Genomic DNA, 26,757 nt, shown 5'->3' on the forward strand with positions numbered 1-26,757 from the left:
AATAGGAGACGTTTGGCAATTGCCATGTCATCCCCCTCAGGCAGCAAACGCGCGTTTGATTTTGGCGACAGCTGTTAAAATATCGTCCATGTCTTCCCGTTCTCCCAATAGCATATTTTGCAAGAACCAGACACTGGAGGCGCATATTGCTTCCACATGCGGACACGGCAAACGGCGAATCAGGTGTGGATGTCGGTCCATCACGGTTTTGAGGCCACCTTCATCGGTTAAGGGCCGCTGGTAGCCAGGTGTGCAGGGAATACCTTCGGCCTGTAAGGCCGCGATAAATTCACCGCGGTTTTTCCCTCCGAATGCCTCGCTGTTGTAGCGCATCATATAGAGGTGATAGCCGTGCTGCGTGACCCAGGGATGCCATCGCGGTGGTTCCAATCCGCCAATTTCGTCCAGACCCTTGCTGAGATAAGCTGCATTTTTATTGCGCAAATCGATTTGAGGTTCGAGTTTTGGCAGTCGTTTTAACAGGATGCCTGCCAGATACTCAGAGGTGCGATAATTCCAGCCCAGACGGGGATATTCCCATCGCTCACCTCCAGGTCGTCGCCCCACATCACGGAATGCCCATGCCCGGTCTCTGAGGTCTCGATCATTGGTGAGAAGACACCCGCCTTCGCCCGAGGTCAAGTTTTTGCTCGACTGAAAGCTGAATGCACCCACATGGCCCAAAGAACCCACTTTGCGGCCTTTGTGCTCGGCGCCGTGTGCCTGAGCGCAGTCTTCGATAACTTTGAGATTGTGCTTACTTGCAATATCATTGATTGCATCCATGTCCGCCGGGTGTCCCCCCAGGTGAACGGGAAGGAGCGCGACTGTCTGGTCTGTGATGGCAGCTTCGACAGCTTCGGGCGACATGGTAAAACTCACGGGATCAATATCGACCAGAGCCAGAGAGCACCGCACCGAAAGGGGCGCGCTTGCAGTGGCAATAAACGTGTAGTTGGGAATGATGACTTCGCCGCCATCGACGAGGCCGTCGAGGTCGAGCGCGGCGGATAATCCGGCCGCAATAGATGTGGTTCCACTGGGCATCATCACGCCATACGCCGCATCGCAATAGGCGGCAAATGCCTGACCAAAGCGGTGTCCCACAGGGGCGGGGAGACCTTCGGTGTGACCGAGATAGACTTCTTTGAGGATGGGAACGATTTCTTCTTCCCATTCCCGCTCTGTGTTATCCGGCCATGTCGGCCAATGAGACGCTTTGGTATCGCGCACGGGAACACCACCATCTATTGCGAGTGTTTCTGACATGTAAAGCTCCTTGTTGGATATATTGGAGACGACGCGCCTTGACCCGTCGTCAGGCGGGATGTATATTTAATCTGTTATTCAAGGTACGATTTATAGACTGATTGTCAAGTTATCAAGAGAGGATAATCGACGATGAACCTCGCGGAAATATTGATGCAAAAAATTGAGGGTGAAGTGCGGTTTGATAAGATGTCGCGTATTCTTTATAGCACAGATGCGAGCATGTATCAAATTGAACCCGTTGGCGTTGTTTTGCCCAAACACAAACAAGATGTTTTGCATGTCATCAACCTCGCCAATGAACACGATGCACCGCTCATCCCCCGAGGCGGCGGTACCGGGCTTGCTGGCGGTGTGGTGGGTAGCGGTATTGTGATGGATATGTCGAAATACATGAATCGCATTCTCGACTTCAATGCCGGAGAAGGTTGGGTCAGGGTCGAGCCTGGCGTGATACTCGATGAACTCAATGCATTTCTCAAACCGCACGGATTGCAATTTGCGCCCGATGTGGCGACCAGCAGCCGCGCGACAATCGGGGGCATGGTGGCCAATAATTCGGCGGGCGCGCATTCGGTTATTTACGGCAAGACTATAGATCACGTTTTGGAACTCGATCTGGTCTTGTCCGACGGTACAGAAATAACGGTGGGGGAGTTAGACGAGCCTGCTGTGCAACAAAAGTGCGAGCAACAAGACCTCGAAGGTCAGGCGTATCGGGAAGTGATCCGCATAGCGCGGGAGAATGCGGAAGAAATTGAGCGGCGATATCCCAAAATTTTGCGGCGGGTCGGTGGATATAATCTCGATGAATTTATCAAAAAGCAACCGTTCAATCTCGCGCGCATGGTCATTGGATCTGAGGGGACTCTGGCGACAGTTGTCGGGGCAAAACTCAGGGTAATTCCACTGCCCCAGGCAAAGGTGTTGGGCATTGTTCAATTCGACGACCTGATTGCATCTATGAAAGCCGTCGCGCCGATCCTGGAAACGGCTCCGGCCGCGGTAGAACTGATCGATAAGATGATTCTCGATCAGACCAGAGGCTCTATGGAGCTGTCCAGGATGCGTTCCTGGGTACAGGGGGATCCAGAGGCTGTGCTGGCTGTTGAATACTACGGAGAGTCAGAGGGTGAACTGGTTCCTAAGCTGGACGAACTCGAAGCGCTGTTGGACAATCAGAATCTCGAATATACTTTTTCTCGTGCTGTTTCCGATGTCGAGCAGGCCAATGTTTGGAATGTCCGCAAGGCAGGCCTGGGTCTGCTCATGGGCGTAAAAGGCGATTCTAAACCCATTGCTTTTGTTGAAGACGCCGCTGTTCCGCCGGAGAGGCTACCCGATTATATTTCTGAGTTTGGAGCACTGGTGAAATCGCTCAACACGCGCGCGGGTTATTATGCACACGCCAGCGTGGGTTTGCTACACGTTCGGCCGATGGTCAATCTCAAAGAGGCCGACGAGATCGCCAAAATGCGATTTATCGCTGAATCCGTGCGCGATCTGGTGATGAAATACGGCGGTGCTGTGAGTGGGGAACACGGAGATGGCCTCGTTCGGAGTTGCTGGAACGAAACGTTCTTTGGCACGATGCTTTACGAGGCTTTTCGGGAGGTCAAACGCGCTTTTGATCCCAAGGGGCTGATGAATCCCGGCAAAATTGTCGATGCGCCGATGATGACCGAAAATTTGCGTTATGGGACAGAATATCGCGCGCACGAGATAAATACCCACTTCGATTTTTCTGCCGATGGGGGACTCCACCGCGCCATTGAAATGTGCAATGGGGTGGGTGAGTGTCGCAAAAAATTGGTGGGCACGATGTGTCCGTCTTATATGGCAACGCTGGAAGAAGAGCATTCGACACGGGGGCGGGCAAACGCGCTTCGAGCGGCGATTTCGGGACGGTGGGAAGGCGGACTTACGGATCATCGCATCAACGATGTGCTCGCGCTTTGTCTGGAATGTAAGGCATGCAAAGCCGAGTGTCCGTCCAATGTGGATATGGCGAAAATCAAGTATGAATTTAAGGCGCATTATTACGCCAAACACGGACGCCCCTTGCGGTCTATCTTATTTGGCAATGTGGAATTAATGGGCAAACTCGGATGCCTCATCGCACCTCTTGCCAATCGTTTGTCCAGTATGGGTATTTCAAAGTGGATGATGAAGCGTCTTGGGATCGCGCCTGCACGGTCACTGCCGCCATTTGCGCGTCAGACATTTACACACTGGTTCGCCAGTCGCAACGCGCCTCCAAAAAATAAACGCGTCGTGTTTTTTGCCGATACGTATATGACCTACAATTATCCCGAAATTGGCAAGGCAGCCACAGCCTTGTTTGAAGCAGCGGGTTATGAGGTAATTTTGGCCGTAAAGCGATGCTGTGGTCGTCCGATGCTTTCGAGTGGCTATATCGATCGCGTAAAAGAAAACGCCCTGTTTAATATTGAAAATCTCTATCAATATACCTTACAGGGATATCCCATTGTGGGATTTGAACCGTCGTGTGTTTCGATGTTCACGGATGAATACGGCGATTTAATTGACGATCCGCGCGTGCGTGCCGTAGCCGACAATATTTATACTTTTGAAGCGTTTGTGCAGACATTTTCCGAACAGGGCGAATTTTCCGTGCCATTTACCGATCTTAAAAAAGATATCTTGCTCCACGGCCACTGTCATCAGAAGGCTCTTTGGGGGATAGGACCGTCTGAGGCTGCGTTGGGAATGCCCGAGGGCTTTTCCGTGACGCCCATTCAGTCGGGTTGTTGCGGCATGGCGGGTTCTTTTGGATACGAAGCCGAGCACTACGACGTGTCGCTCAAAGTGGGTGAGTCGCGGCTGCTTCAGGTGGTTCGCGACGCAGACGACACAACTGAAATTGCCGCAGCAGGGTTGTCGTGCAGGCAGCAGATCGCACACGCCACAGGGCGCACTGCCCGTCATCCTGCTGAGGTATTAGCAGATGCCCTGGACAAGGAAAATACGTAATACACAGGAGAAAATAGTGGACTTAAAAGAATTTATTCGCGAGGTGCCAGACTTTCCCAAAGCGGGTATCTTGTTCAAAGATATTACGACTCTGATTGGTGATGCAGATGCGCTTCGCGCGACGATAGAACAACTTGCACACCCCTATCGCAATGGGGCTGTTGATCTCGTTGTGGGGATTGAGTCGCGTGGATTTATTTTTGGGACAGCACTCGCGCGTGAACTCGGTGTGGGATTTGTGCCGATCCGCAAACCCGGCAAGCTGCCAGCAGACGCGATTTCTGCGGAATATGAATTGGAATACGGAACAGATAGGATTGAGATTCACACAGACGCAATCGCCAAAGGCCAAAAGGTCGCTATTGTGGATGATTTACTCGCAACCGGTGGCACAATGGCTGCTGCGTGTCAGCTTGTATCTGAACTCAAAGGAAAAATCGTCGGTATCTCTTTTGTTATTGAATTGGACTATTTAAACGGACGCGAAAAGCTCGGGAATTGGCCCATTCACACGCTGATTCACTATTGACAGTATCAATAAGGTGCCCCTGTAGCTCAGAGGATAGAGTAGCGGATTCCTAATCCGTTGGGCGCAGGTTCGAGTCCTGCCAGGGGCACCAATTGTATCGTCTCGCTGGTCAAGGTGGTGTACATATCCCTTGACATTTCTTTAGACAGCGGCATGCAGCGCCCTTATTAACGCTGGACCAAAGCCTTAGACGGGCCGCAGACGAACTCAATATCAACCTCGTTAATTTGGAGGGGTAAGATGGACGTATATACGTATTCAGAAGCCAGGCAAAAACTCTCCAGTGTGCTGGACAAAGCTGAGTCGTCAGGTAAGGTTCTTATACGCAGACAAGACGGCAGGATTTATGCCCTGGTGCCGGAGCGTCCCACCGGGTCACCGCTGGATGTTCCTTCAATCAAGGCAGACATCTCTACACAGGAAATCGTCACACTTGTCAGGCAAGAGAGAGGTAGAATAAGAGGGTGGCGTCAACGCACCCAATAACGCACGTCTCACGCGCATTGCGGGCTTAACTTTTGAAGGAGCAAAATATGTGGGTGACAGATGGAGACAGGACACCAGGTTGTGCGATCAGCAAATGAAATCTGGTGGCGGGCTAACGATCCCGATCGGGTAGTTGAACAAGACGAAATGAAGATTGCGGAACGTGAGGACACAGAGGCCGCGGTGTTGAGGTTTCATGACATTTGTTGGGCGTTGAGAGGCAAGGGCGAGTTGGTGGGCTATGAGGGCAAAATGAATCCCGTTGTGGCTGTGACGATTGCCAGGGACATCAAGGCAGCCTTGTCGAGTTGGGCTTGTAGCTTGCGGGGAATCTTTACCGAGAACGTTACCAGGTCGCTTGTCTTTGGGCGACCAATAGGCCGTTTAGATTTTGACATGTTTTCTCCAGCGTTGAGCGTGGGAATATAGGTGTTACTGATATTAGGATGTTATTTCCCGTGTTGATGCTCGCAAGCACATTTAGCTGGATATGATTTTTCTTTCTTTAAAAAAAAATAAAATAGCCACTAAATGGGTCAAATCTACTCCAATCATTTTTCAAAAGCATCCTGATTGATATATCCCCACCTATCACCAATCTTCACAGGAGCTAAACCTTCTGAAAAAGACCCAGCAGAGTCAAATTGCGGCTGGATAACATATTGCTCTTCCTTATTGACATACCCCCACTTGTCACCAATCTTCACAGGAGCTAAACCTTCTGAAAAAGGCCAAGCAGAGTCAAATTGCGGCTGGAAAACATATTGCCCTTCCTTATTGACATACCCCCACTTGTCACCAATTTTCACACGAGCTAAACCTTCTGAAAAAGAAAAGCAGGCATCGTCAAATTGCGGCTGGAAAACATATTGCCCTTCCTTATTGATATACCCATACTTGTCACCAATTTTCACATAAGCTAAACCTTCTGAAAAATACCAGATTTCGTCAAGTTGTGGAATGATAACATATTGTCCTTCCTTATTGATATACCCCCACTTGTCACCAATTTTCACACCAGCTAAACCTTCTGAAAAAGAATAAGCACGGTCAAATTGTGGAATGATAACATATTGTCCTTCCTTATTGACATACCCCCACTTGTCACCAATTTTCACACCAGCTAAACCTTCTGAAAAAGAATAAGCACGGTCAAATTGTGGAATGATAACATATTGTCCTTCCTTATTGACATACCCCCACTTGTCACCAATTTTCACACCAGCTAAACCTTCTGAAAAAGAATAAGCACGGTCAAATTGTGGAATGATAACATATTCTATCTCGCCCTGTTCCGCATCGGAGCTTGAAAATAGCAATGTTGAGCAAATCAGGATGTATAATAGCTTGTTCATTATACTCAACCCCTTTCTTTCAGGCTTAATAACAGACATGACTTGCGACCTCATTTGGACCTCACCAGGTTCTTTCCACGATGATGCGTGCTTTCGACCCGGCTCCTCCATGGTGACGCCATACCTGGGTTTCTGTGTTCTCTCCGGTAACACGGATCTCACCCGTGTTTTCGTCTCGGTAGCTACAGTCTCCCTTGTATCCCGTGCCGTTGAGCGCTGTCAATTCCACTGCATAGCTTTCTCCTGCCCACACATTCAGCGTGTAGCAGTCCCAGTCGTTGTCAATTTCTCCGGAAAATATGCTCCTGCCATCGACCTCGACCTTGATCCTATCGCCATCTTCGCACTCGTGGTCACGCACGCAAACCTTCAGGGTTCCCGTCGAGCCTCTGATTTTCATTGAAAAGTCCTGGATGGCCTGCTCACTCACAATGCCCTGATCAGTGGTGCCCAGGCCGCCGTAGGCATAAATCCTACCGTAGCCACTGTTCACCACCCACATGGTCGTTCCATCCGACCAGCTCCCTGTGGGGTTTCTGTTTCCTGCGGCTTTCAACGTATTGAAGTCCCTGTCCGGGATGTGGGTCATGTCTTTTGGCAATGCCAGACCTCTCAACACAAACAGTACCAATACCAGGGACAAGACGGACGTGGTGATTTTTTGCATGACTCTCTCCTTTGGTTGGGTGGACTGGCGCGACAATAGCGGGTTTGTTTAGCCTTTATGAAAGGCATTCACAAAGATTAAAAAATCATCGAATTCAATAGCACCATCCCCATCCAAATCGTAGCGGGCATCATAGCCAGGATCGCCTTGTCGAGAGCCGAAAGTTACGACAAATAGCAGAAAGTCGGCAAAGTCCACTACCCCGTTGCCATCAAAATCAGGTGAGGGCGGTTGCGGTGGTTGTGGTGGTTGTGGTGGTGGTTGTGGTGGTGGTTGTGGTGGTGGTTGTGGTGGTGGCGTTCCCCCCGTTAATGGTGGCGCATCTTCTGAGATATTGCACAGCACCACAACCCCATCTTCCATCCCTAACGCGAGCCGTTGCCCGTGGGGTGAAAAGGCGACAGAATAGACAGCGCCCTCTGGCAATCCTCCAGGCAGGGCAATGCTGTCTCGTGTTGCCACATCCCACACTTTTATTTTTGTGTCGTTGCGGAATCCGGCCCCGCCAGTAGCGAGTTTTGAACCATCGCGCGAGACCGCGACACTACGGATAAACATTTCTGCTATTTCCCAAACAGATACCTGGCGGCTTTCTAACAACTCCTAAGGGACCTACCAAAACGGATCAACTCCATATATATCATAGAGATTGCCGTCGAATCTAAACCTACAAATTAGATCGAGACGGCGACTTTCAAACGGCACATCGTAGATGGTTATGGTATTTTCGTCATTGCGCTCCCACTTCAATCCCGCCATAGATTTCACGCGATTCTCAACTTCACCTATTGCCATCTCCATTTTTAATCCAAAGGGATATTTTTCTGGTGGTAAAATCACAGGTGTCTCCTTATTTGCTGGACCATATCTGCTCTGTATGTTGTGTCAGAGAGGACCACTGGCTGACTACCAATCCGACAGAGCCTTTTCTCGTTTTTGCTGAGAAATATCACGGCTGGTCCTGCTTTGCAAATATAATTTTAACAATGCAATATCCGTGCCAACGTAATTTGCCACAAGATATTTTTATTCATAAAGTATTATTTATATTTAAGTAATTAAAAAATAAAATATAAGAATCAGTCTGAAATTTTATATTCTTAATCACTATATATCGCGATATTTGACCATATATAGTGATTGCCGATATTAAGAATATATGAAACACAATTTAAGAGCCTTTGATTCCCATTTTTCTCATTTTGCAATTATATGTTATATTTTTTATTTTATAGTTATTTGAGGATACAAAAGGCGAAATCCATACGTTATTTTACCTGACCATACCGGGAAGTCACGATGAGTCGATTGTAAATCTAAAGGATCAATTTGAGAAGATCTAAGGAGCCAGAAAATGGAACGGGAATTTCAGGAGCGTGTCGTAAAGATAGAGCCTCCAAAGCATCACTTCGTATTTCTGATTGCACCTGACGGTTCTATGCTCGGCCTTGATGAAAGTAGCGAACTCGCCTTGCACGACGAAGCCGACGATCGTGTGATCTGGGATCGCACACCAGAAGGCATAAAGCACGTGGCAACCGGTAAAGATGTATCCAGCAATATCGATGAGGATGTCTGCACATTGTCTATCGGTTCAGACGATATGACCTTCACCACCTATCACGGCCCTGAAAAATTGCCGTCTGAATATCTCGAACACTTAAAGCGCGAAGGGTGGGTCTGTCTGACCTGTATTCTGCCACCAGACATTTTAGAAGATATGGAACGCGTCGCCGGTACAGATCGTTACGAACACCTGGAAATGAACACCGACATACCCAGGATATGTCAGAGTGTCTCTGTTGCCAGAGCAACCATTGAGCCCATCTCCATTTGGTTGGCCAGGCAGTATATGGGAGCCCGCGATTTACACCTCTCGCATCCACCCGGTTTTAGAATCGAGTACCCGGATGATGGCAAAAGAAAATTGGGCGGTTGGCACTCTGATTTTCCCTATTCGGCGTCAACCGGTGGCAATGAGCCTCCCGACAGAAAGGGACCCATTAAGGCCATGCAACGCAATGTCTGTGTGTCTGACTTTACCAGGATTCGCGGTGCAACAGCATTTAAACTGGGCTCACATCTATCAGATACGCCACCACCACCAGAGTGGAACGACACACAAGCGAGTCGCTTTCCCTATCACGGCCCTGAAGCCGATGTGATAGAAGCGCCCAGTGGTAGCGTTATCCTCTACGATGCCAGGATGTGGCATCGAGCAGGCATCAACCGCAGCCAGCAGAAAAGAGCTGCAATGCTACAATCGTTTCAAGCACCAGATGTTCTGCCCAAAAACGACACCACAGCCACGTATGAACGCCTCGTGGAGAGTCCCATTTTCAATGAACTAAATGATAGAGAACAGAAGGATATAACAGCGCTGCTGACCAACAAGCCAACAATCGGTTGATATACAGGAGTTGTAATGGCCAACCAAAAACTACTGAATTTCATATTTTTTCAGCCCGACGAAATGCGAGCCGAAAGTTTGGGCTGTTACGGTCATCCATTGATCAAAACCCCAAATTACGATCGCCTCGCAGCAGAAGGCATTCGCTTTGATCAATGCCATGTGCAAAATGCCCAGTGTACGCCTTCCAGAGTTTCGATGATGACGGGGCTTTATCCTCACTGTGCCGGACATCGCTCCATGTGGCATCTGATCAGACCTCACGAACCCCATCTTTTTAAATATCTCCATGAAGCTGGCTACGATATTCACTGGTTTGGCAAAAACGATATGCTCGCGCCCGGAAGTTTGTCCTGCATCAAAGAATATTATGAACACAAAGACGACAAAAGAAAGAACCGCTGGCAAAGTGGCGACAAAGAATTCTATAGCTTTGACTATCTCCCCCTCGACTGCGAAAGAGAAGAGGTTGCCGACTATGTGAAAGTCAAATCGGGAATCGATTTTTTGCGCAATCGCAATGACGATGACAATCCCTTCTTTTTATTTTTGCCACTTCTCCAACCCCATCCAAGTTATACCACCCACCCTGATTTTTACGACATGTATGATCCCAAAGATATACCGGATTTGCGACCTCCAGACCTGGACAAAAAGCCAGATTTCTACACGCTCATCAGGAAATACCGTCGCCTTGATGAATTGTCAGATGCTTTCTTTCGAAAGTTGAATGCCGCTTATCTCGGCATGATCAGTTTTACCGACTGGCTTCTCGGAGAGCTGATGGCTGTTATGGAGGAGAAGGGCCTTTTTGAAAATACGGTTCTCATTGTTTCATCTGATCACGGTGACTGGGCAGGCGACTATGGCCTCGTTGAAAAATGGCCCAGTGATTACAGCGATACACTGACGCACGTACCGCTATTGGTCAAAGCACCCGGTAACAAAGCAGGTCATGTGGTTGAAGGCCCCGTTGAAATGTTTGACATCATGCCATCCGTTCTGGAACTGGCCGGTCTTTCGACCACACACACGCATTTCGCCAGATCCTTTGTGCCTCAACTCCACGGAGAAGCAGAAGACAAAAACAGATTGGTATTCGCAGAAGGGGGCTATGAGCCCCAAGAACCGCATGTGTTTGAAGGACGATGGAACTTGTGGAATAAAAATCCCGAGCAGGATAGCATCTATTTGCCCAAAGGCAAATTGCAACAAGAAATACCCGAAAGTGTCTGCCGCACGACCATGATCAGGAGTTTGAATCACAAACTTATTCGACGCACAGCCGGTCAGGACGAATTATACGATCTGGAGAATGATCCACGAGAGTTAGAAAATTTGATTGATGATCCTGGTATGCAAGAGACAAAATCAGACCTGGAAAGAGCCATGCTCGATTGGTTTATGAAAACCTCTGATACGGTTCCTGTGGGCGGAGATCCAAGAGGCTTTCCGCTTGAAAAATAGGAGAATGAAATGTCGAAGGACCGACCCAACCTGGTTGTCATTTACTGCGATGATTTAGGATACGGCGACTGATGGCTGACCTTCAATCGTGGGCAGAAGAAATGGATGTGGAAGAATGATGGAATCAAATTTTCGTGGTAAGATAGGCATCTCCTACAAGGATTCAGAGCCAGATTGGCTTTCCCCTCCATCGTCAGACGGCACTCCAAACGTCCTTGTGATTCTTCTGGATGATACCGGATTCGGCAATCTGGGTTGCTATGGTTCGACAATCGAAACACCAAACATGGACGCCCTCGCAGCAAACGGGTTGCGGTACAACAATTTTCATGTCACGCCCCTGTGTTCCCCGACCCGAGCCTCTCTGTTAACCGGCCGTAACCACCATGCCGTTGGTATGTCGACGATTGTCGATGGCGGTGATGCTGGGTTTCCCAACCGTCGAAGTCGCGTGAGCCGACACGCAGCTACCCTGGCAGAGATGCTGAGCGAAGAAGGCTTCGCCACCTTTGCCCTGGGCAAATGGCACCTTAACCCCAGCACACAGAACTCGGCTGGTGGATCTCACGCCGAATGGCCATTGCAACGCGGGTTCGATCGCTTCTACGGCTTCCTGCCGGGTGCTACCGACCAGTTCTATCCAGAACTGACCTATGACAATCATCCAGTGTCGCCTTCAAAAACACCAGAAGAGGGCTATCACCTCACAGAAGACCTGGTAGATCACGCCATCGAGTTTGTCAATGACCTCAAGGCCATGCGTCCAGAAACACCGTTCTTCATGTATTTTGCGCCAGGGGCTATGCATAACCCACATCAAGCGCCGAAAGAATACATCGAAAAATACCGCGGTCGTTTTGACGAGGGATGGGACGTCATCCGCGAGCGCTATTTCCAAAAGCAAACCGAACTTGGGATTATTCCCGACGGCACTCGCCTGCCACCCAGGAATCCCGGAGTACAACCGTGGGAAACACTGAGCCAGAATGAGAAAAATTTCGTGTGCCGGCTGCAGGAAACATGGGCAGGTTTCCTCGAACATACAGATGCACAGATCGGACGCTTGATCGAACATCTGCGCGCCATCGACCAGTTGGACAACACACTCCTGATCCTCACCGCCGACAACGGCACCAGCCAAAACGGTGGTCCTTATGGTGTTATGAACATCGGACCCAGCCCCCTGCGCAATGCCACAAACGATGGGCAGACTATAGGCGGGAAAACCGGTCGCGCTTTACCAGAAGAAGACTTTGATGCCATACAGGAAAAGCTGGATGATATCGGAAGCCCACACAGCTACACCGATATCCCCTGGGGTTGGGCTCAGGTCGGCAACACACCCTTGCCCTGGTATAAACAGGATACACACGCAGGGGGTGTACGGGTGCCGATGATTATTCATTATCCACTATCCATAAAAGATGCTGGCGGTGTAAGGGGGCAGTTCCACTTCGTTTCAGATCTCACACCGACAATACTTGAAGTACTCAATTTACAACCTCGGTCGTGCTACCGTGGATACGATCAGATGCCTATTACGGGAACGAGCATGGCCTACACTTTTGACGACAGAGATTGCCCTACGCAAAAACCTGTTCAGTATTTTGAAATGATGGGCAACCGTGCGCTCTGGCTCGACGGCTGGATGGCCGTTACCAGACACGACCCAGACGACGATTATAATGATGACGAATGGGAATTATATTATCTTGATGAAGATTTTTCGCAATCCAATAACCTCGCAAAGGCCGAGCCAGACCAACTGAAAAAGCTGATTGAAAGATGGTGGGTAGAAGCCGGACGCTATGGCGTCTTGCCTCTGCGCTCTGGGCTGCCACCGCGCCCCACCACTGCGGAACCCGATTCGCTGACGTATCATTTTGTTCCGCCAATGGCTCGCATTGCATCAAAACAATCGCCCGCCCTGGAACAGGGGAACTGGTCATTAACTGCCGAAGTTGAGATCCTGCCAGAAACCGAAGGCGTCATCTATGCCCAGGGAAAATCCCTCGATGGATTTTCTTTATTTATACAGAATGGCACCCTGTGCTTTGTGTATAACGCGCTGGGTCAAACAATCTCAGGTCGTTCCACAACGACGCTTCCCAATGGTCGTATTACCGTGGGCGCTGCGTTCGAAACAGCCGACGATGGCACGGGAACCATCACGCTCACGGGAGATGGCGAGACAATCGGTTCGATCCAAATTCCAGACGCCACACGCAGGTCAAAGATGCGCGGTGTAGAAGTCGGTCGCAACCGACATTCACCCATCGCGAGCGTTTATCGTACACCTTTTGAATTCACTGGCGTTATCCATTTTGTAGATATATACGTAGAACTCAGGTGAGGAACTAATCAGAGAATGATATATGGAACATGACAGGCATTTCAATGGGATCATCGGTCGGACCTTTGAAGACTCGACTGCATCATGGATCACGAAACCGACTGAGTTAAAACAGTCGCCCAACATCGTGATGATTGTGTTAGACGATGTCGGGTATTCACAATTGGGCTGTTATGGCTCTGACATTGAGACACCTGCGCTGGACAGTTTAGCAGAAGATGGCTTGCGATATGCGAATTTCCATGTAACCCCACTGTGTTCCCCTACCCGCACTTGCTTGTTGACGGGTCGAAACCATCATAGTGTCGGTATGGGCCGCGTGACTGAGATGAACAACGGCTTTCCCAATACACGCGGGTTTATTTCCAAAGAAGCCGCCAATCTGGCTGAACTATTGCGACCCCATGGCTATCAGACCCTCGCCGCAGGCAAATGGCACTTGAATGCCATCGATGACACGAGTCCGGCAGGGTCCTATGATCACTGGCCTTTACAACGTGGCTTTGACCGCTTCTATGGTTTCCTGGCTGGCGAGACCAACCAGTGGCATCCCGAACTCGTCATGGGCAACGAGCGCATAGAACAGCCACCCGTCGAAGACTATCACCTATCTGAGGATATCGTCGACCAATCTTGCAAATGGCTTCGGCAGTTGGTTTCGGCAGACCCCGACAAACCCTTCTTTCTATACCTGGCATTTGCGGCTGGTCATTCACCCCACCACGTGCCACGAGAATTTGCAGACAAATACAAAGGTCGGTTTGACGATGGCTGGGATGTTGCGCGTGACAAAACCCTAACTCGCCAGAAAGCATCCGGTCTATTGCCTGATGATCAACGTCTCACCTCGCGGAATGCAGGTGTGCAGGTCTGGGATGAACTCAGCGCAGATGAGCAACGCCTTGCATCCAGGTTCGAGGAAATCTTCGCTGGCTTCATGGAACACACCGATGTTCAAATCGCCCGTTTGCTTGCCCAGTTGGATGCACTCGGTAAACGCCACGACACCATTGTGATCGCCCTTTCTGACAATGGCGCAGCATCTCTGGGTGGTCCTCACGGTAGCTACCATCATCTGCGTTCCCGCATAGGAGATCCACCCACAGTTGAGGAAAATCTCGCCCACATTGATGACCTCGGCGGTCCTCTAAGCTATCCCATTTATCCTTCCGGCTGGGCGATGGCGGGCAACACGCCGTTCAAACGCTATAAAGGAAATACCTATGCAGGCGGTGTCCGCGCACCGTTGCTCATCCGTTGGCCAGCGGGGATCCAGGCCAAAGGCGAAACGCGGCGACAGTTTTATCATGTGGTGGATATAACCCCGACCCTGTTAGACCTTCTGGGGCTGGATCTGCCCAATCAGGTGAACGGCGTAGAACAAATCCCTTTGCATGGTACGTCGATGGCTCACACACTGAATGACAATACTGCGGATACCCAAAAAAAAATCCAGTATTTCGAAACGACTGGTCAAAGAGCGATCTGGCACGAAGGCTGGAAAGCCGTGACTTTCCACACCAGAGGCACCGACTTCGATACAGACGAATGGGAGCTTTATCATTTGGATCAGGACCTGGCCGAGATAGACAACCTGGCAGATCAGCATCCTGAAAAATTAAGAGAATTGATCGACCTCTGGTGGCGTGAAGCGGAGCAATACGGCGTCTTACCTCTGGATGATATAGTTGGCAGAAATGGTGTGGGCTGGTGGCCTGAACCCAAGGATCGCTGGGTATTATACCAGGATGCGGTACTGCCCCACCATTTTAAATCCGGCCCAAGAGTGCTCGGTCTCTCACATCGCATTACCGCACGCATTGAACGTAAATCAACGGACGTCGAAGGTACTATTGTCGCCGATGGTGGTCGATTTGGTGGCTGGAGCTTATTCATCCACGACAATCGCCTGCACTATACAAACAACCACTCCGGCGATCAAAAACGCATTTCTTCATCAGTGACAATTCCACCGGGCAATGTAACACTTCGTCTTGATGTGGTGAAAACCGGAGAAGATGAAGGGCGTGCACGTTTCTTTGTAAATGACCAGCCTGCGGGCGAAGGTCTTATATCACCATTTCGCCAATATAACTTTGTCAACGAACCCTTTGAAGTGGGGCGAGATAGCCAGACATCCGTTGACGATCACTACAACGCCCCGTTTGTATTCTCAGGCCAAATCTTCAATGTGGTGATCGAGGCCGTAGGTGAAGAGATCGTGGATCAAAATACCCTGCTTGAAGAACTGATGAGTAGTCAATAGGAGGAGGATTGAATGATCTATACCATCCGCACATTTCACGTTCACCGCAAAGACTACGCCGAATTTGTTCGCTTTAGCGAAGAACAGATCTGGCCAGCCATCGAAGAAAAAGGAGCGCGTGCACTCGGCCTCTGGGTCGTTGCCATAGGTGGCCCCGAACGCATCTTTCTCATGACGCGATACGACAGCCATGGTCATTGGGAAGAAACCCGAAACTGGGACAATCTCGCCAATGAAGGCAGTGGACGTGCCGCACTCGTACACGAAACCGAATGTATTTCCCTCTTGCCCCTCACGCAAAGACAGCCCGATAGCGACGCCCCCGAAAAAGAGCCTGGCATTTATACGCTGCGCTCATTCAAAGTCGCGCCCACCGACGTTTCGCGTTTTGCCGACTTATCAGAAAATCAGTGGTGGCCCTGGGTCACCCGGGGCGAAGGTGTGCGCCCCATTGGCCAATGGATAACCAAATCAGCACCCGAAGACCGCATCTACATGATGACGCGATACGACAGCCTGTATCATTGGGAAGGCCATCACAGAAATGTTGGCACCATCGCACAACCCGATGATCCAGAAATGGGCAAAGTCTGGGAAATCGGCCAAAAAGCCATTCAAGATCGCAAAAAAATCACCATCGATACCAACGTCAAAGTTCTGCGTCCCATCACCAGCAGAAGACCATAAAAGGAGACCCCAATGCCCCAAATGACAGGTGCACGATTTCTCGCAGAAACCGTGCATGGCCACGGAATAGACACCGTCTTTTTTATGCCCTACATCGCGCCCCGAGCATTGATGGAAATGGAAAATCTCGGCATGAAACGCGTGCAAACCCACGGAGAAAAAGCCGCCGCGTACATGGCCGATGCGTATGCGCGCGTCAGACGCGGTCCGGGTCTTTGTATGGCCCAATCCGTTGGTGCCGTTAACCTCGCTGCCGGTCTTCAAGACGCCTATCTTGCCTGCTCGCCTGTTATCGCAATCACAGGCAAAGAAAGCCATGTCAATCAGCTCCGCCATGCCTATCAGGAAGTCGATCACCGAAACCCGTTTGGTGCAGTTACAAAATACACCGCTGATGTCCACGCCGTCGATCTGTTGCCCGTGTATTTGCGGCAGGCTTTTCGATCAGCCACCACAGGCACCCCCGGTCCCGTACATCTCGATCTACAAGGTCTTGCCGGTCAAGTCGTCGTTGAAGCCGAAGCCGATTTTGAAGTCGTCATCGAATCTGCCTTTTCCCAGATTCCGCCTTTTCGCCCGACGGCCGAACCCGAATTGATCACCGAAGCCCTCAGCCTTCTTTCTCAAGCCAAAAAGCCGATCATCATGGCCGGTGGCGGTGTGACCACATCCGATGCCAGCGCCGAACTCATCGCCCTTGCCGAGAAGCTTTCTATCCCCGTTGCCACATCCCTCAATGCCAAAGCCATGTTTCCCGCCGATCACGAACTCGCTATCGGCACACCCGGTTCATACTCACGCGCCTGTGCCAATCAGGCCATGTTTGAAACCGATCTTGTTTTCTTCATCGGCAGTCATACGGGCGGGCAGGTTACCAATGGGTATAAAGTGCCGCCACAAGGCACGCCCATCATTCAACTCGACATCAATGCCGAAGAATTGGGTCGCAACTATCCCCTCACCCTCGGCCTTCAAGGCGACGTGCGAAACACATTGCGCCTCATGATTGATCAGGCCAGCAAAGCAGAGCCCCGCACCCAATGGATCGCCCGCATCCACGAACTCGTCAACGCATGGAAAGAAGACATGGCCAAACATGTCAACTCCGACACCGAACCCATGCGTCCCGAACGCCTCTGCAAAGAACTGTCTGACTTTCTTCCTTCCGATGCCATACTCGTCTCCGACACAGGGCACTCCGGCATCTGGACCGGCACCATGCTCGACTTCAAATATCCCACACAATCTTATATCCGCTGTTCTGGTTCACTCGGCTGGGGTTTCCCCGCAGCCCTCGGTGCCAAATGCGCCGCACCAGACCGTCCCGTCATTTGCTTCACTGGCGATGGGGGCATCTGGTATCACATGACCGAACTCGACACCGCCATGAAATCCGAAATCAACACCGTCACCGTCATCAACAACAACCATTCGCTGAACCAGGAACAAGGTGGTGTAGAACATACCTATGGCGGTCGTACCAAAGGCTCTGATGAACTCTGGCTCTTCCCAGACGCAGACTTTGCCAAGATGGCTGAAGCCATGGGATGCTTTGGCATCACCGTCAACAAAATCAGCGAGTTGCAAAGTGCTCTTGAGCAAGCCCTCAACGCAGGCAAACCCGCTGTCGTCGATGTCAAAACCCATCTCGAAGGCATTGCTGCAAAAGCCTGGATGCCAGCCTAACAGGATATAAGATCGCAGAAAACCACTTCAACATCATTTTTTGGAGGAGCAACAAACAATGTCAATCAAGCAATTACGAGAAAATGGCCTAACCGGTCCTTTTGAGTTGGCAGACAAATCCCTCGTCGATGCCGTATGTGAGGTCGGGATAGAACTACAAGCGCTACAACGCCAAGAAAATATCGTGCGCCAGTTGGCAGGACAAGAACCCCAATTTAGAACGAAGATCGATAGACACATGGAATTCAAGGTGATGAGAGACCTCTGTCTCGATGACAATGTGAAGTCCGTGGTGTCCGAACATTTCGGCAATGATCTTTTTATCTGGGGTAGCGTTTTTCAATTGAAATCTGAAGGCGTGTCAGAAAATATATGGCACCACGATCGCGCATACGAAAACGGTCGCGATCAAGTCAATCTCTATGACACCAGCAATCACTTCTCTATTCTATTCGCGCTGACCGACATTGGGTACGGTGCTGGCCGCATTGAATATGTGAAGGGATCTCATCAGCCCATTGATGGATGGAACAGAGATATGCGATTTGTAAAAGAAGTGCCAGAACTCGTCCATGATAGGATCGGCACACTCACAATGGAAAGAGGCCAGTTCACGGTGTTTCATTCTCAAATCATGCATCGCAGCCTGCCTTTTGAGTATGGCGAGCCAAGAATCTCATTGGCCGTCAGACTCGCGAGGAAGGGCACACAAATCCCCGATTATTATCCACAAAATCCAAATCCAGCCGCAGAAACACAGGGAATCGCCCGTTTCAATCCGTCGGCGACATTTGATTTTAATTAGAACCAGCCCCAAGCACTGAAACCCAGGAAATGGGTTATCGTCATCTAAACCAGAAAGATGTCCGTTATGAAACACACACGCTCAGACGATCCAATCGAACTCACCTTCGAGCAAAAACGCGCTTTCTATCGCGATGGGTACATTATCCTCAAAAACATCGTGCCCAAAGAGCTGACCCAACGTGCCCGGCGGCTGGTCAACATCACTGCTGGTAAAATCCTGAACGGCACAATGGATCCGCCCAAAAGAAGAAACCGTTATGTCGGCAGTGAAGATGCCATCACAGACCTCATCAACAAGACAGCGCTGACCGACATCCTCACCAACACGATGGGGCCATTCGATCCTCCGACACACGGCTTTTCACCGGTCCTGTATCCGCGCGAGCCATCCAGAGAAATCGGCAACCACGGTCTGCCCGACGATGAAGTGCCCAATCACGCCTTCTTCCCGCACATTGATGGCCAGTGGTCTGGAGCCATTCCCCAAACAGCGGACGAAGTAGATGATTGGCACGTGCCCAAAACACCGCACTTTGGCGATCGCAGTGCCAGTGTGCTTGGCGTAAACGGATCCCCTCTATTTCAGGATCCGGATTGCACGCTCTCCCTCGGCAGTTTTACCTGCTTTGCCGTTGTTGTCCTCAGCGATCAATCCAAATTTGGCTATGGCAACTTTGCCGTCCTTCGGGGTGCCCATCATCACACCGCTGAGTTCTTTCGGCGACAACGCACCGAGGGTGGTGTTATCGGCCCCGAAGGCCATGGTTGGCCGCGATTGAAGCGCGTGGGTGACAAGGGTGTTGGTATCAATACGCTGCCAGAATGGATCGCCAATCATTATCGTGAGGGCGCACATTACACACCAGATGGCCTCATGTGGCCTGAGCCTACCCCTGTGCTCGCTGAAGAAGGCGATGCCGTTATTGCGGTTCACGGTATGCCTCATTGCGGTACCCGCAACGATTTGGGCGCAGACCCACGCATCAGTGCCTACTTTCGATTGCGTCGCCATCGTCCCGGTGGTGCAAAGGTAAGAGGAGATAGCGATCACCCCGACCGCGGTTGGGAAGGCGAATTTCTCGACTATCCCGAAGGTTATGATCCATGGCAAATTTCTATCGATAAACTGTGTGATCCCTGGCGTGAGTGGGATGGCATGCAGGAAGTCGTTGCTGAGGCACAAAATTCGGAAGATCAAAGCGATGCTTGAACTTGGTGTGATCGCAGATGATCTCACAGGTGGGATGATGGTCGCGAGTTTGCTCGAAAGAGAAGGCGTGCATTGTCCACTGGTAACATCTGGTGATGCACTCAATACACTCGACGACGATGCACAAGCTGTGGTCGTTGGACGAAAACTCCTGATCCAACCCCCTGACGATGCCCGGGCCGATGCAAAACGCACGGCTGAAGCTCTGCTCGCCAAAGGTACGAAACAGATATACTACAAATACAGTGCGCTCTTTTCATCTACAGCACGTGGCAATATCGGGCCTGTGGCAGAAACGTTGATGGACTTGACCCGGGCCGACCACGTATTTTTTTGTCCCATCTGGAAAAACACAACAATCTATCAGGGGCGGTTGTTTCTCGGGTCAATCATGCTACACGAATCACCGAGACGCAATGATCCTGTAACACCGATGACCAATTCCAATCTTGTTGAAGTACTACAAAAACAAAGTCAGGTCAAGGTTGGTCTTTTGCCATATCAAATTGTGGCGTCAGGAACAGACGCTTGCGAGAACTACATTTCAGAGCAGAAGGCCCTGGGCGTAAAGTTTTTTATTTTCGACGTGATTGATGAGTCGAATCTCGAGCAATTGGCAACACTGTCCAGGGATTTGCCGTTGAGCACTGGCGCAGATCTACTCCCTGTGATGCTTGCGCGCAACTGGCAGAGGGACAAAAAGAGCCAACCGAAAACATTACTGCCGCCTGCACCTGGTTATGAAGCCGTTATTTCTGGGAGTTGCACGGGAAAATCAGTCCGGCAACTTGCGCATTTCGAGCAAACGCATCCGGTGTTTCGCATTGACCTTTTAGAAGCAGCTCAAGACGCCAACATGGTTGACCGCATTGTCGAATGGGCAAAAGACCGATTGGAAAAAGGGCCTGTAGGTGTGGGTACCTCAACGGATCCTGAAGGCGTAAAAAGAGCCCAGGCGGAACTCGGGCGCGAAGGCGCTGCAACACTTGCCGATAAGCTTCTGTCCGGTGTTGCCCAGCATTTCTATCAGCACGGTGTACGTAAATTTGTTGTGATGGGGGGAGAAACATCAGGGGCCGTCATGGCATCTTTAGGTATAAAGCAAGTTTCGGTGGCGACATTCGACGTTCTCAACGGTGGTTATTGTCATAGTGCAGGGAGCGATCCATTGTCGTTGGTACTGAAAGCGGGCGGTGTTGGTGAAGACAATTTTATTCATACCGCCCTGGAGCAGATGCGTGAAGCAGACAAAAACCAATAAAGGAATACATATGGAAGATGATCCCGTTTATGAAATGGCCTTACGCGAGCAATTGGTTTTTTATTATAAAAAAGTTGGAGAGCTTGGCTTAAACGAAATGTCCTCTGGCAATCTGAGCGTCCGATTTGGCGACAAAATGCTCATCTCTCCCAACCGTGCAACCGCAGATAATATTACCATAGAAACGATTGTCAAAGCCACCTTCGACGGTGAGTATGCAGGCGACCGCAAACCCTCTTCGGAATCGCCCATGCATGGTGCCATCTATAAAAAGCACCCCGAAGCCGGAGCAGTGGTTCACACCCACTCCGATTACTGCGTTGCGGTATCGTGCCATGTGATGACCCTACCGGGCTTTCACTACCTCATGGGTGTGTTTGGCGGTAACGATGTGCCCTGTGTCCCTTATTCCACATTTGGCAGCCAATCGCTTGCCGAAGACGCATCCGAAGCGCTCTATGACCGCACCGCGTGTCTCCTCGGAAACCACGGCATGGTCTGCCACGGACCAACCTTAAAACGCGCTGTCAACCAGGCCCACCGTCTGGAAATCATGTGCCGACAATACGTGCTTTCCCGTCAGCTTGGCGAACCAAAATATCTGACCGATGACGATTGGTACGCGTTTCACAACAGAGGCGTGGAAAACCAATACGGCAAAAACGGTTAGGAGAGAACGCAAATGACCAAATACAAGATGCACTTTGACACACCCGAAGAAGCCTACTTTGAATTTTACAAAGCCGACGCATCTCAAAATGGAGATGCCTGGGCTGCCGTGATGAGTTATCCCCATGTAAGAGTTGCCGCAAACGGCCCAACCATGTATTTCGATACAGCTCGAGACTACGCTGATGATGCCGACTGGACGTCACGGGTCGCGACTGGTTGGGTTCTAACGAGAGGGCGAGAACCGGTTCGTTTTCATGAATCGCCCAACAAAGTTCACCTTGTAGGCGGATGGACGCGCTACAATGCAGACGACGATCCCATCCTCTGGAACCGCGTCACCTACATTGTTACCAGGCCCGCCGACTCGTGGGGTATCCAGGCGCGATTTGCATTGGGTACTTATCACGACGGGCAGGACGACGAAACAGCGATCGCCAGGGCCGTTGAGATCGCAACCGATCAGGTCCGGCGCTATTGCGATGCACGCGACAAAAACGATGGCGATGCCTGTGCTGCTCTCTGCCGGTTTCCACTCCTTGACGTCGGCGTTGGTGAAGTCACCCGGATCGAAAGTGCCACAGAACTGGCACAGCAAGTCAATGAAAGAACCATATCGTTCGGCAATGTAAACATCGAGGTTGCACAATCTGGCCCTGAAGGTGTTCTTGTGGCGGTGACTGCTGACGAGGCATCTGGCAACGGCGAACAGGCCATTTTTGTTGTCGGCAAAGTTGAGGGCGTGTGGACGATCGGTGGTATTTCGAGCATATAAAAAGGTCTCTCACTATACAATGCAAATTATCTCAAAATGTTACAAATTCAGTGAGACAAGCCTTTGGGGAAACAGTCCCGAAGGCTTGTCGTATAACAGCATTAGACGCCCGTGGTCAAGAGACCGCCATCCACGGGTAGGGAGGCACCGGTAATATTGCCTGCCGCCGGCGAGCAGAGAAAGGCGACGGCCCGTCCGATATCCTCGGGGGTGCCGCGGCGCTCCAGGGGGATATTGGTTTTGAGTTCATCGGACACACTGCCCACAGACGGAGCCTGAGTGCCAAAAATATGGGTCAGGTCCATATACCCCGGCATCACGGCGTTGCAGCGGATATTGTGGGGACCTAAGTCCACGGCCATGCTCTCGGTGAGACGCAGCACACCGGCTTTGGCCACGCCGTATGCCGTATCTTCGGGCCAGGCGCGATAGGCATGGACTGAAGAAGTACTGACAATGCAGCCTCCCTCGCCCTGTTGTACCATGATGCGGGCGGCCTGCTGACTGCAAAGAAAAAAGCCTTTGAGACATACGTCCAGAGTCAAATCCCAGTTTTCTTCGGTGATTTCGAGGAAGGTAGCTCCGCTTCCGGCATAGGGGTTGTTGACCAGGATATCGAGGCGGTTAAAACGGGCGATGAAGGCGGTGAACATTGCTTCTACCTGTGCCCGGTCGGATATATCAGCCTGAAAGAAGTCGGCTTCTCGCCCCTGATCCCGGATCAATTCCAGGGTCCTGTCGGCATCGGCATCTCGTTCCAGGTCGTTGATGCCCACATCACAGCCTGCCTGAGCTAGAGCAAGGGCAATGCCGCGACCGATATTGCGGCGTCCACCAGTGACGAGAGCCTTTTTTCCATCGAGTGACATAGTGTGATCTCCCTTTTGGCGTAGTAGTAAAAGACTATTATTTACAAATTTCAATATACACCAAAAACAGTGCGATGCGATAGAGAAAGCATGGCTACATCAAACCCCTTGTATTATCTTAAAAATTGCTTTCAATGATAAGGTGTGTTATCATTACTATTCCCCGATTACTGGGGATAAAGCATCCGCCCTGCTTTTCTCATCTGGGAACTCGCGTTTTGTTATGACCAAAGAAATTGAACGAAAGTTTTGTGTGCGAAAGATACCAGATCTAACGGTCTGTACAGGAGTAAAAATCTCACAGGGCTATATTTCAGTAGGCGAGAATGGTCCAGAGGTCCGCTTGCGTCGCAAGAGCGAGCGATTTTATCAGACTGTGAAAATTGGCAAGGGTGTGCAACGGACGGAGGTTGAGGTGGAATTGAGCCAGGCGCAATTTGATAATCTCTGGCCTTTGACCGCGGGCAGGCGGGTCGAAAAAGTGCGTTATGAGATACCCGAAGGCGTTTGGACGATTGAATTAGATGTGTACCGCGGTCACCTGAAGGGCCTGGTAGTGGCCGAAGTCGAGTTTGATACCATAGACGAAAGTTCGCGCTTTGTCCCGCCCCCCTGGTTCGGACGAGAAGTGACCGATGATAGTCATTATAAAAATGCCTATCTGGCATTGATGGGAATTTCAAATGATCACGCGCTGTGAAACTTATGTCTTACGCGAGCCTGCTGGTCCGGATCTAATAGAAACGCTTGGGATTGAATACAGTAAATCTCTGCCTGAGAAAGAGGAAATTATTCAGTATTACGATACGTTTGACTGGCGGTTGTATCAGAAGGGACTCGCGCTGATACAAACGGGAAATGCGGTGTATTTACAGCGAATTTCAGATGGTGCATACCCGCACGACCAGATCGAAATGAAACAACATCTGGAAGGCCGCTTCTGGTGGATGTTTCCAGAGGGCGAAGTGCGCGACACATTGCGGGGGGCGCTCTCTGTTCGGGCGCTGTTACTTCGGGCACAGGTGAGGCAGAAGGTTTGCGAATTTGGCGTTTTAAATGCAGATGAAAAGACAGTTGTTCGGTTGTTTATCACGCATACCAGTACAGAAAATGGACGCGTTGCGACTTTGACTTGCCGAAGCGTGCGGGGATATGAGCGCGATTTTGAGAATTTACGCTGTCGGTTTATGAAATTGGATGTTGCACATGTGGCTGAGGATGTATTTGAGCGCGTGATGAATCTCGCAGGGTGCGTGCCGGGCGATTATTCCTCAAAGCTGAATCTCGACTTGAATCACAAGGCGAGTGGGCGTGAAGCAACATGTGAGATTTTGAAATACCTGCACGGTGTGATGCGCCAAAATGAATCGGGCATTCGCGCAGATTGGGATACGGAATTTCTGCACGATTTTCGGGTGGCGATTCGGCGCACGCGGTCAGCGCTGAGTCAAATCAAAGGCGTTTTGCCCGAAGATGCTGTAGCACATTTTAAGGATGAGTTTCGGCAATTGAACAGATCGACCAATCGGTTGCGAGATCTGGACGTGTATTTGCTCGATGAAGAGACTTATCGCGCGATGTTGCCCCAATCTTTGCAACCCGGGCTGGATGCCGTGTTTTCGCGCTTAAAAAGCGAGCGCCGGCGTGCCCTTAGCGACATGGTGCAGGTCCTTGATAAACCCGAATATCTGGACATGATGGATTCATGGGGGGCTTTTTCCCAGGGCGAACAGTCTCGCGGGGGAAAGGACTCAGCTGTGCCTGCTATAGCCCTTGCGAGAAAATTTATTTTTAAACGCTTTAAGCGGGTGCTCAAAAGGGGGCAGGTGATTGGTGACGATACACCCGACGAGGCATTGCACGATTTGCGAATTGACTGCAAAAAATTGCGGTATTTGTTGGAATTTTTTGCCTCGCTTTTTCCGAAAAAAAAGATGGACAAACTCATCGGGTATATGAAAAAATTGCAGGATAATCTGGGAGATTTTAACGATTTATCGGTACAACAGCAGGAATTGATGACCTATTTAAACGAGGTGTTGCCCCGCAGCCGGCGTGCAGACCGCCTGCTTTGTGCCGCGGCTATTGGCGGACTTATTGCGCGATTGCACGACCAGCAGCAAGCTGTCAGGCGCGAATTTGCCGGTGCATTTGCCGTTTATGCGAAAAAGAAAAATGTTCGTTTGTACCGCGATTTATTTGGATAGTGAATCTCGTTGAGGAATGGATGTGAGTATCTTTGCCCTGTACAGCATGAAAGGTGGCGTAGGGAAGACCGCCGCAGCCGTAAATCTGGCTTATGAAGCGGTTCGCTCTGGTGCGAGTGCATTGCTGTGCGATTTAGACCCACAGGGGGCTGCGGCTTTTTATTTTCGCATTCGCGCAAAAAAAAAGTTTGGACGCAAGCGTTTCTTGAAGGGCGGCAAGCATTTAGAGAATAATATTCGGGGAACGGACTTTGAAGGTCTGGACTTATTGCCTTCGGCCATGTCTTTTCGCAATATGGATTTGGGGTTGGATGATCGGGCGAAAAACAAAAGCCATTTGAAACGTCTGTTGACGCCGATGAGGAAAGAGTACGATTATATTTTTTTGGATTGCCCACCCAATCTGACGCTCCTTGCTGAACATGTTTTCAGAGCGGCCGATTATGTGATTGTTCCGTGTATTCCGACAACTCTGTCGATGTTGACACATCAAAAATTGATGGACTTTTTTAAAAAAAATAAATTAAAACGCGGAAAATTGGTGTCGTTTTTTTCAATGGTTGAACAGTACAAGACAATGCACAGGGAAATGATCGCACAGGTGGGCGAGCGCGAGGGGAAATTTCTGAGCGCGCAAATTCCGTACACGACGGATGTAGAGAGAATGGGATGGGCGAGACAACCGGTAGCCTGCTTCAGGCCGCGGTCAAAGGGAACTCTGGCATATCGGGAATTGTGGACAGAATTGCAAATGCTTGGATGAGTGATGTACCTGCAATGTCTTAAAATA

At 50.4% G+C, this 26,757-nt stretch carries 24 protein-coding genes and 1 tRNA gene; 19 read left to right on the forward strand and 6 right to left on the reverse strand.

Annotation, left to right across the window (positions count from 1 at the left end; all coding sequences use genetic code 11):
• Positions 1-36 precede the first annotated feature (36 nt).
• Positions 37-1,269 (reverse strand): DegT/DnrJ/EryC1/StrS family aminotransferase, encoded by a 1,233-nt coding sequence (locus OXH16_18380; protein ID MCY3683370.1) that lies wholly within the window; start codon positions 1,267-1,269, stop codon positions 37-39.
• A gap of 132 nt (positions 1,270-1,401) precedes the next feature.
• On the opposite strand from OXH16_18380, the gene OXH16_18385 reads away from it, so the two are divergent.
• The 5 genes from OXH16_18385 (at position 1,402) to OXH16_18405 (ending at position 5,707) form a co-directional block, all read left to right on the forward strand.
• Positions 1,402-4,263 carry an FAD-binding protein gene (locus OXH16_18385; GenBank protein ID MCY3683371.1) on the forward strand — a complete coding sequence of 954 codons (2,862 nt, stop codon included), beginning with the start codon at positions 1,402-1,404 and terminating at the stop codon, positions 4,261-4,263.
• A gap of 16 nt (positions 4,264-4,279) precedes the next feature.
• Entirely contained in the window at positions 4,280-4,792 is a 513-nt protein-coding gene (locus tag OXH16_18390; GenBank protein MCY3683372.1) for an adenine phosphoribosyltransferase, read from the forward strand.
• A gap of 15 nt (positions 4,793-4,807) precedes the next feature.
• Positions 4,808-4,883 (forward strand) — tRNA-Arg (locus OXH16_18395).
• Positions 4,884-5,032: 149 nt separating this feature from the next.
• A complete protein-coding gene (locus tag OXH16_18400) occupies positions 5,033-5,278 on the forward strand; it encodes a type II toxin-antitoxin system Phd/YefM family antitoxin (protein MCY3683373.1) in 246 nt (81 codons plus the stop codon).
• Between the two features lie 81 nt (positions 5,279-5,359).
• Complete coding sequence (locus OXH16_18405; protein ID MCY3683374.1) at positions 5,360-5,707, forward strand: hypothetical protein; 348 nt, start codon at positions 5,360-5,362, stop codon at positions 5,705-5,707.
• 122 nt (positions 5,708-5,829) lie between these two features.
• Here the strand turns inward: OXH16_18405 and OXH16_18410 are convergent, their stop codons facing one another.
• From OXH16_18410 to OXH16_18425, 4 genes are all read right to left on the reverse strand, one after another.
• A complete protein-coding gene (locus tag OXH16_18410; protein MCY3683375.1) occupies positions 5,830-6,633 on the reverse strand; it encodes a WG repeat-containing protein in 804 nt (267 codons plus the stop codon).
• Positions 6,634-6,694: 61 nt separating this feature from the next.
• Positions 6,695-7,300 (reverse strand): hypothetical protein, encoded by a 606-nt coding sequence (locus OXH16_18415; GenBank protein ID MCY3683376.1) that lies wholly within the window; start codon positions 7,298-7,300, stop codon positions 6,695-6,697.
• A gap of 48 nt (positions 7,301-7,348) precedes the next feature.
• Positions 7,349-7,858: a hypothetical protein gene (locus OXH16_18420; GenBank protein ID MCY3683377.1), complete on the reverse strand. Its 510-nt coding sequence runs from the start codon at positions 7,856-7,858 to the stop codon at positions 7,349-7,351.
• Positions 7,859-7,912: 54 nt separating this feature from the next.
• Complete coding sequence (locus OXH16_18425) at positions 7,913-8,140, reverse strand: hypothetical protein (protein MCY3683378.1); 228 nt, start codon at positions 8,138-8,140, stop codon at positions 7,913-7,915.
• A 514-nt stretch (positions 8,141-8,654) separates the two neighbouring features.
• On the opposite strand from OXH16_18425, the gene OXH16_18430 reads away from it, so the two are divergent.
• The 11 genes from OXH16_18430 to OXH16_18480 all read left to right on the forward strand — a co-directional run bounded on the left by OXH16_18430 (position 8,655) and on the right by OXH16_18480 (position 22,891).
• The gene (locus OXH16_18430) at positions 8,655-9,710 is read left to right on the forward strand and encodes a phytanoyl-CoA dioxygenase family protein (GenBank protein MCY3683379.1); all 1,056 of its coding nucleotides are present in this window, start codon (positions 8,655-8,657) and stop codon (positions 9,708-9,710) included.
• 15 nt (positions 9,711-9,725) lie between these two features.
• Positions 9,726-11,177 carry a sulfatase-like hydrolase/transferase gene (locus OXH16_18435; GenBank protein MCY3683380.1) on the forward strand — a complete coding sequence of 484 codons (1,452 nt, stop codon included), beginning with the start codon at positions 9,726-9,728 and terminating at the stop codon, positions 11,175-11,177.
• 115 nt (positions 11,178-11,292) lie between these two features.
• Positions 11,293-13,530 carry an arylsulfatase gene (locus OXH16_18440; protein ID MCY3683381.1) on the forward strand — a complete coding sequence of 746 codons (2,238 nt, stop codon included), beginning with the start codon at positions 11,293-11,295 and terminating at the stop codon, positions 13,528-13,530.
• Between the two features lie 22 nt (positions 13,531-13,552).
• Positions 13,553-15,796 (forward strand): arylsulfatase, encoded by a 2,244-nt coding sequence (locus OXH16_18445; protein ID MCY3683382.1) that lies wholly within the window; start codon positions 13,553-13,555, stop codon positions 15,794-15,796.
• A gap of 12 nt (positions 15,797-15,808) precedes the next feature.
• Positions 15,809-16,483, forward strand: coding sequence for an NIPSNAP family protein (locus OXH16_18450; protein ID MCY3683383.1), 675 nt, complete (start codon positions 15,809-15,811; stop codon positions 16,481-16,483).
• Between the two features lie 12 nt (positions 16,484-16,495).
• Positions 16,496-18,169 (forward strand): thiamine pyrophosphate-binding protein, encoded by a 1,674-nt coding sequence (locus OXH16_18455; GenBank protein ID MCY3683384.1) that lies wholly within the window; start codon positions 16,496-16,498, stop codon positions 18,167-18,169.
• Positions 18,170-18,227: 58 nt separating this feature from the next.
• Positions 18,228-18,974, forward strand: coding sequence for a phytanoyl-CoA dioxygenase family protein (locus OXH16_18460; GenBank protein MCY3683385.1), 747 nt, complete (start codon positions 18,228-18,230; stop codon positions 18,972-18,974).
• Between the two features lie 66 nt (positions 18,975-19,040).
• Entirely contained in the window at positions 19,041-20,186 is a 1,146-nt protein-coding gene (locus tag OXH16_18465; GenBank protein MCY3683386.1) for a hypothetical protein, read from the forward strand.
• Positions 20,179-21,447, forward strand: a complete 1,269-nt coding sequence (locus OXH16_18470) for a four-carbon acid sugar kinase family protein (protein MCY3683387.1) — start codon at positions 20,179-20,181, stop codon at positions 21,445-21,447. Before OXH16_18465 ends, OXH16_18470 begins: the two co-directional genes overlap by 8 nt.
• A 10-nt stretch (positions 21,448-21,457) precedes the next feature.
• Positions 21,458-22,117, forward strand: a complete 660-nt coding sequence (locus tag OXH16_18475) for a class II aldolase/adducin family protein (protein MCY3683388.1) — start codon at positions 21,458-21,460, stop codon at positions 22,115-22,117.
• 12 nt (positions 22,118-22,129) lie between these two features.
• Positions 22,130-22,891 carry a hypothetical protein gene (locus OXH16_18480; protein ID MCY3683389.1) on the forward strand — a complete coding sequence of 254 codons (762 nt, stop codon included), beginning with the start codon at positions 22,130-22,132 and terminating at the stop codon, positions 22,889-22,891.
• A gap of 101 nt (positions 22,892-22,992) precedes the next feature.
• Here OXH16_18480 and OXH16_18485 read toward each other — a convergent pair whose 3' ends face one another.
• Positions 22,993-23,760 (reverse strand): SDR family NAD(P)-dependent oxidoreductase, encoded by a 768-nt coding sequence (locus OXH16_18485; GenBank protein ID MCY3683390.1) that lies wholly within the window; start codon positions 23,758-23,760, stop codon positions 22,993-22,995.
• A gap of 253 nt (positions 23,761-24,013) precedes the next feature.
• On the opposite strand from OXH16_18485, the gene OXH16_18490 reads away from it, so the two are divergent.
• The 3 genes from OXH16_18490 to OXH16_18500 are packed head-to-tail and all read left to right on the forward strand — an operon-like array spanning position 24,014 to position 26,730.
• Complete coding sequence (locus OXH16_18490; GenBank protein ID MCY3683391.1) at positions 24,014-24,460, forward strand: CYTH domain-containing protein; 447 nt, start codon at positions 24,014-24,016, stop codon at positions 24,458-24,460.
• Positions 24,444-25,967 carry a CHAD domain-containing protein gene (locus OXH16_18495; GenBank protein ID MCY3683392.1) on the forward strand — a complete coding sequence of 508 codons (1,524 nt, stop codon included), beginning with the start codon at positions 24,444-24,446 and terminating at the stop codon, positions 25,965-25,967. Before OXH16_18490 ends, OXH16_18495 begins: the two co-directional genes overlap by 17 nt.
• Before the next feature lie 22 nt (positions 25,968-25,989).
• On the forward strand, positions 25,990-26,730 hold the full coding sequence (locus OXH16_18500) for an AAA family ATPase (protein ID MCY3683393.1): 741 nt from the start codon (positions 25,990-25,992) through the stop codon (positions 26,728-26,730).
• Positions 26,731-26,757 lie beyond the last annotated feature (27 nt).

The sequence above is a fragment of the Gemmatimonadota bacterium genome, assembly GCA_026705765.1.
In the GTDB taxonomy this organism is placed as follows: domain Bacteria; phylum Latescibacterota; class UBA2968; order UBA2968; family UBA2968; genus VXRD01.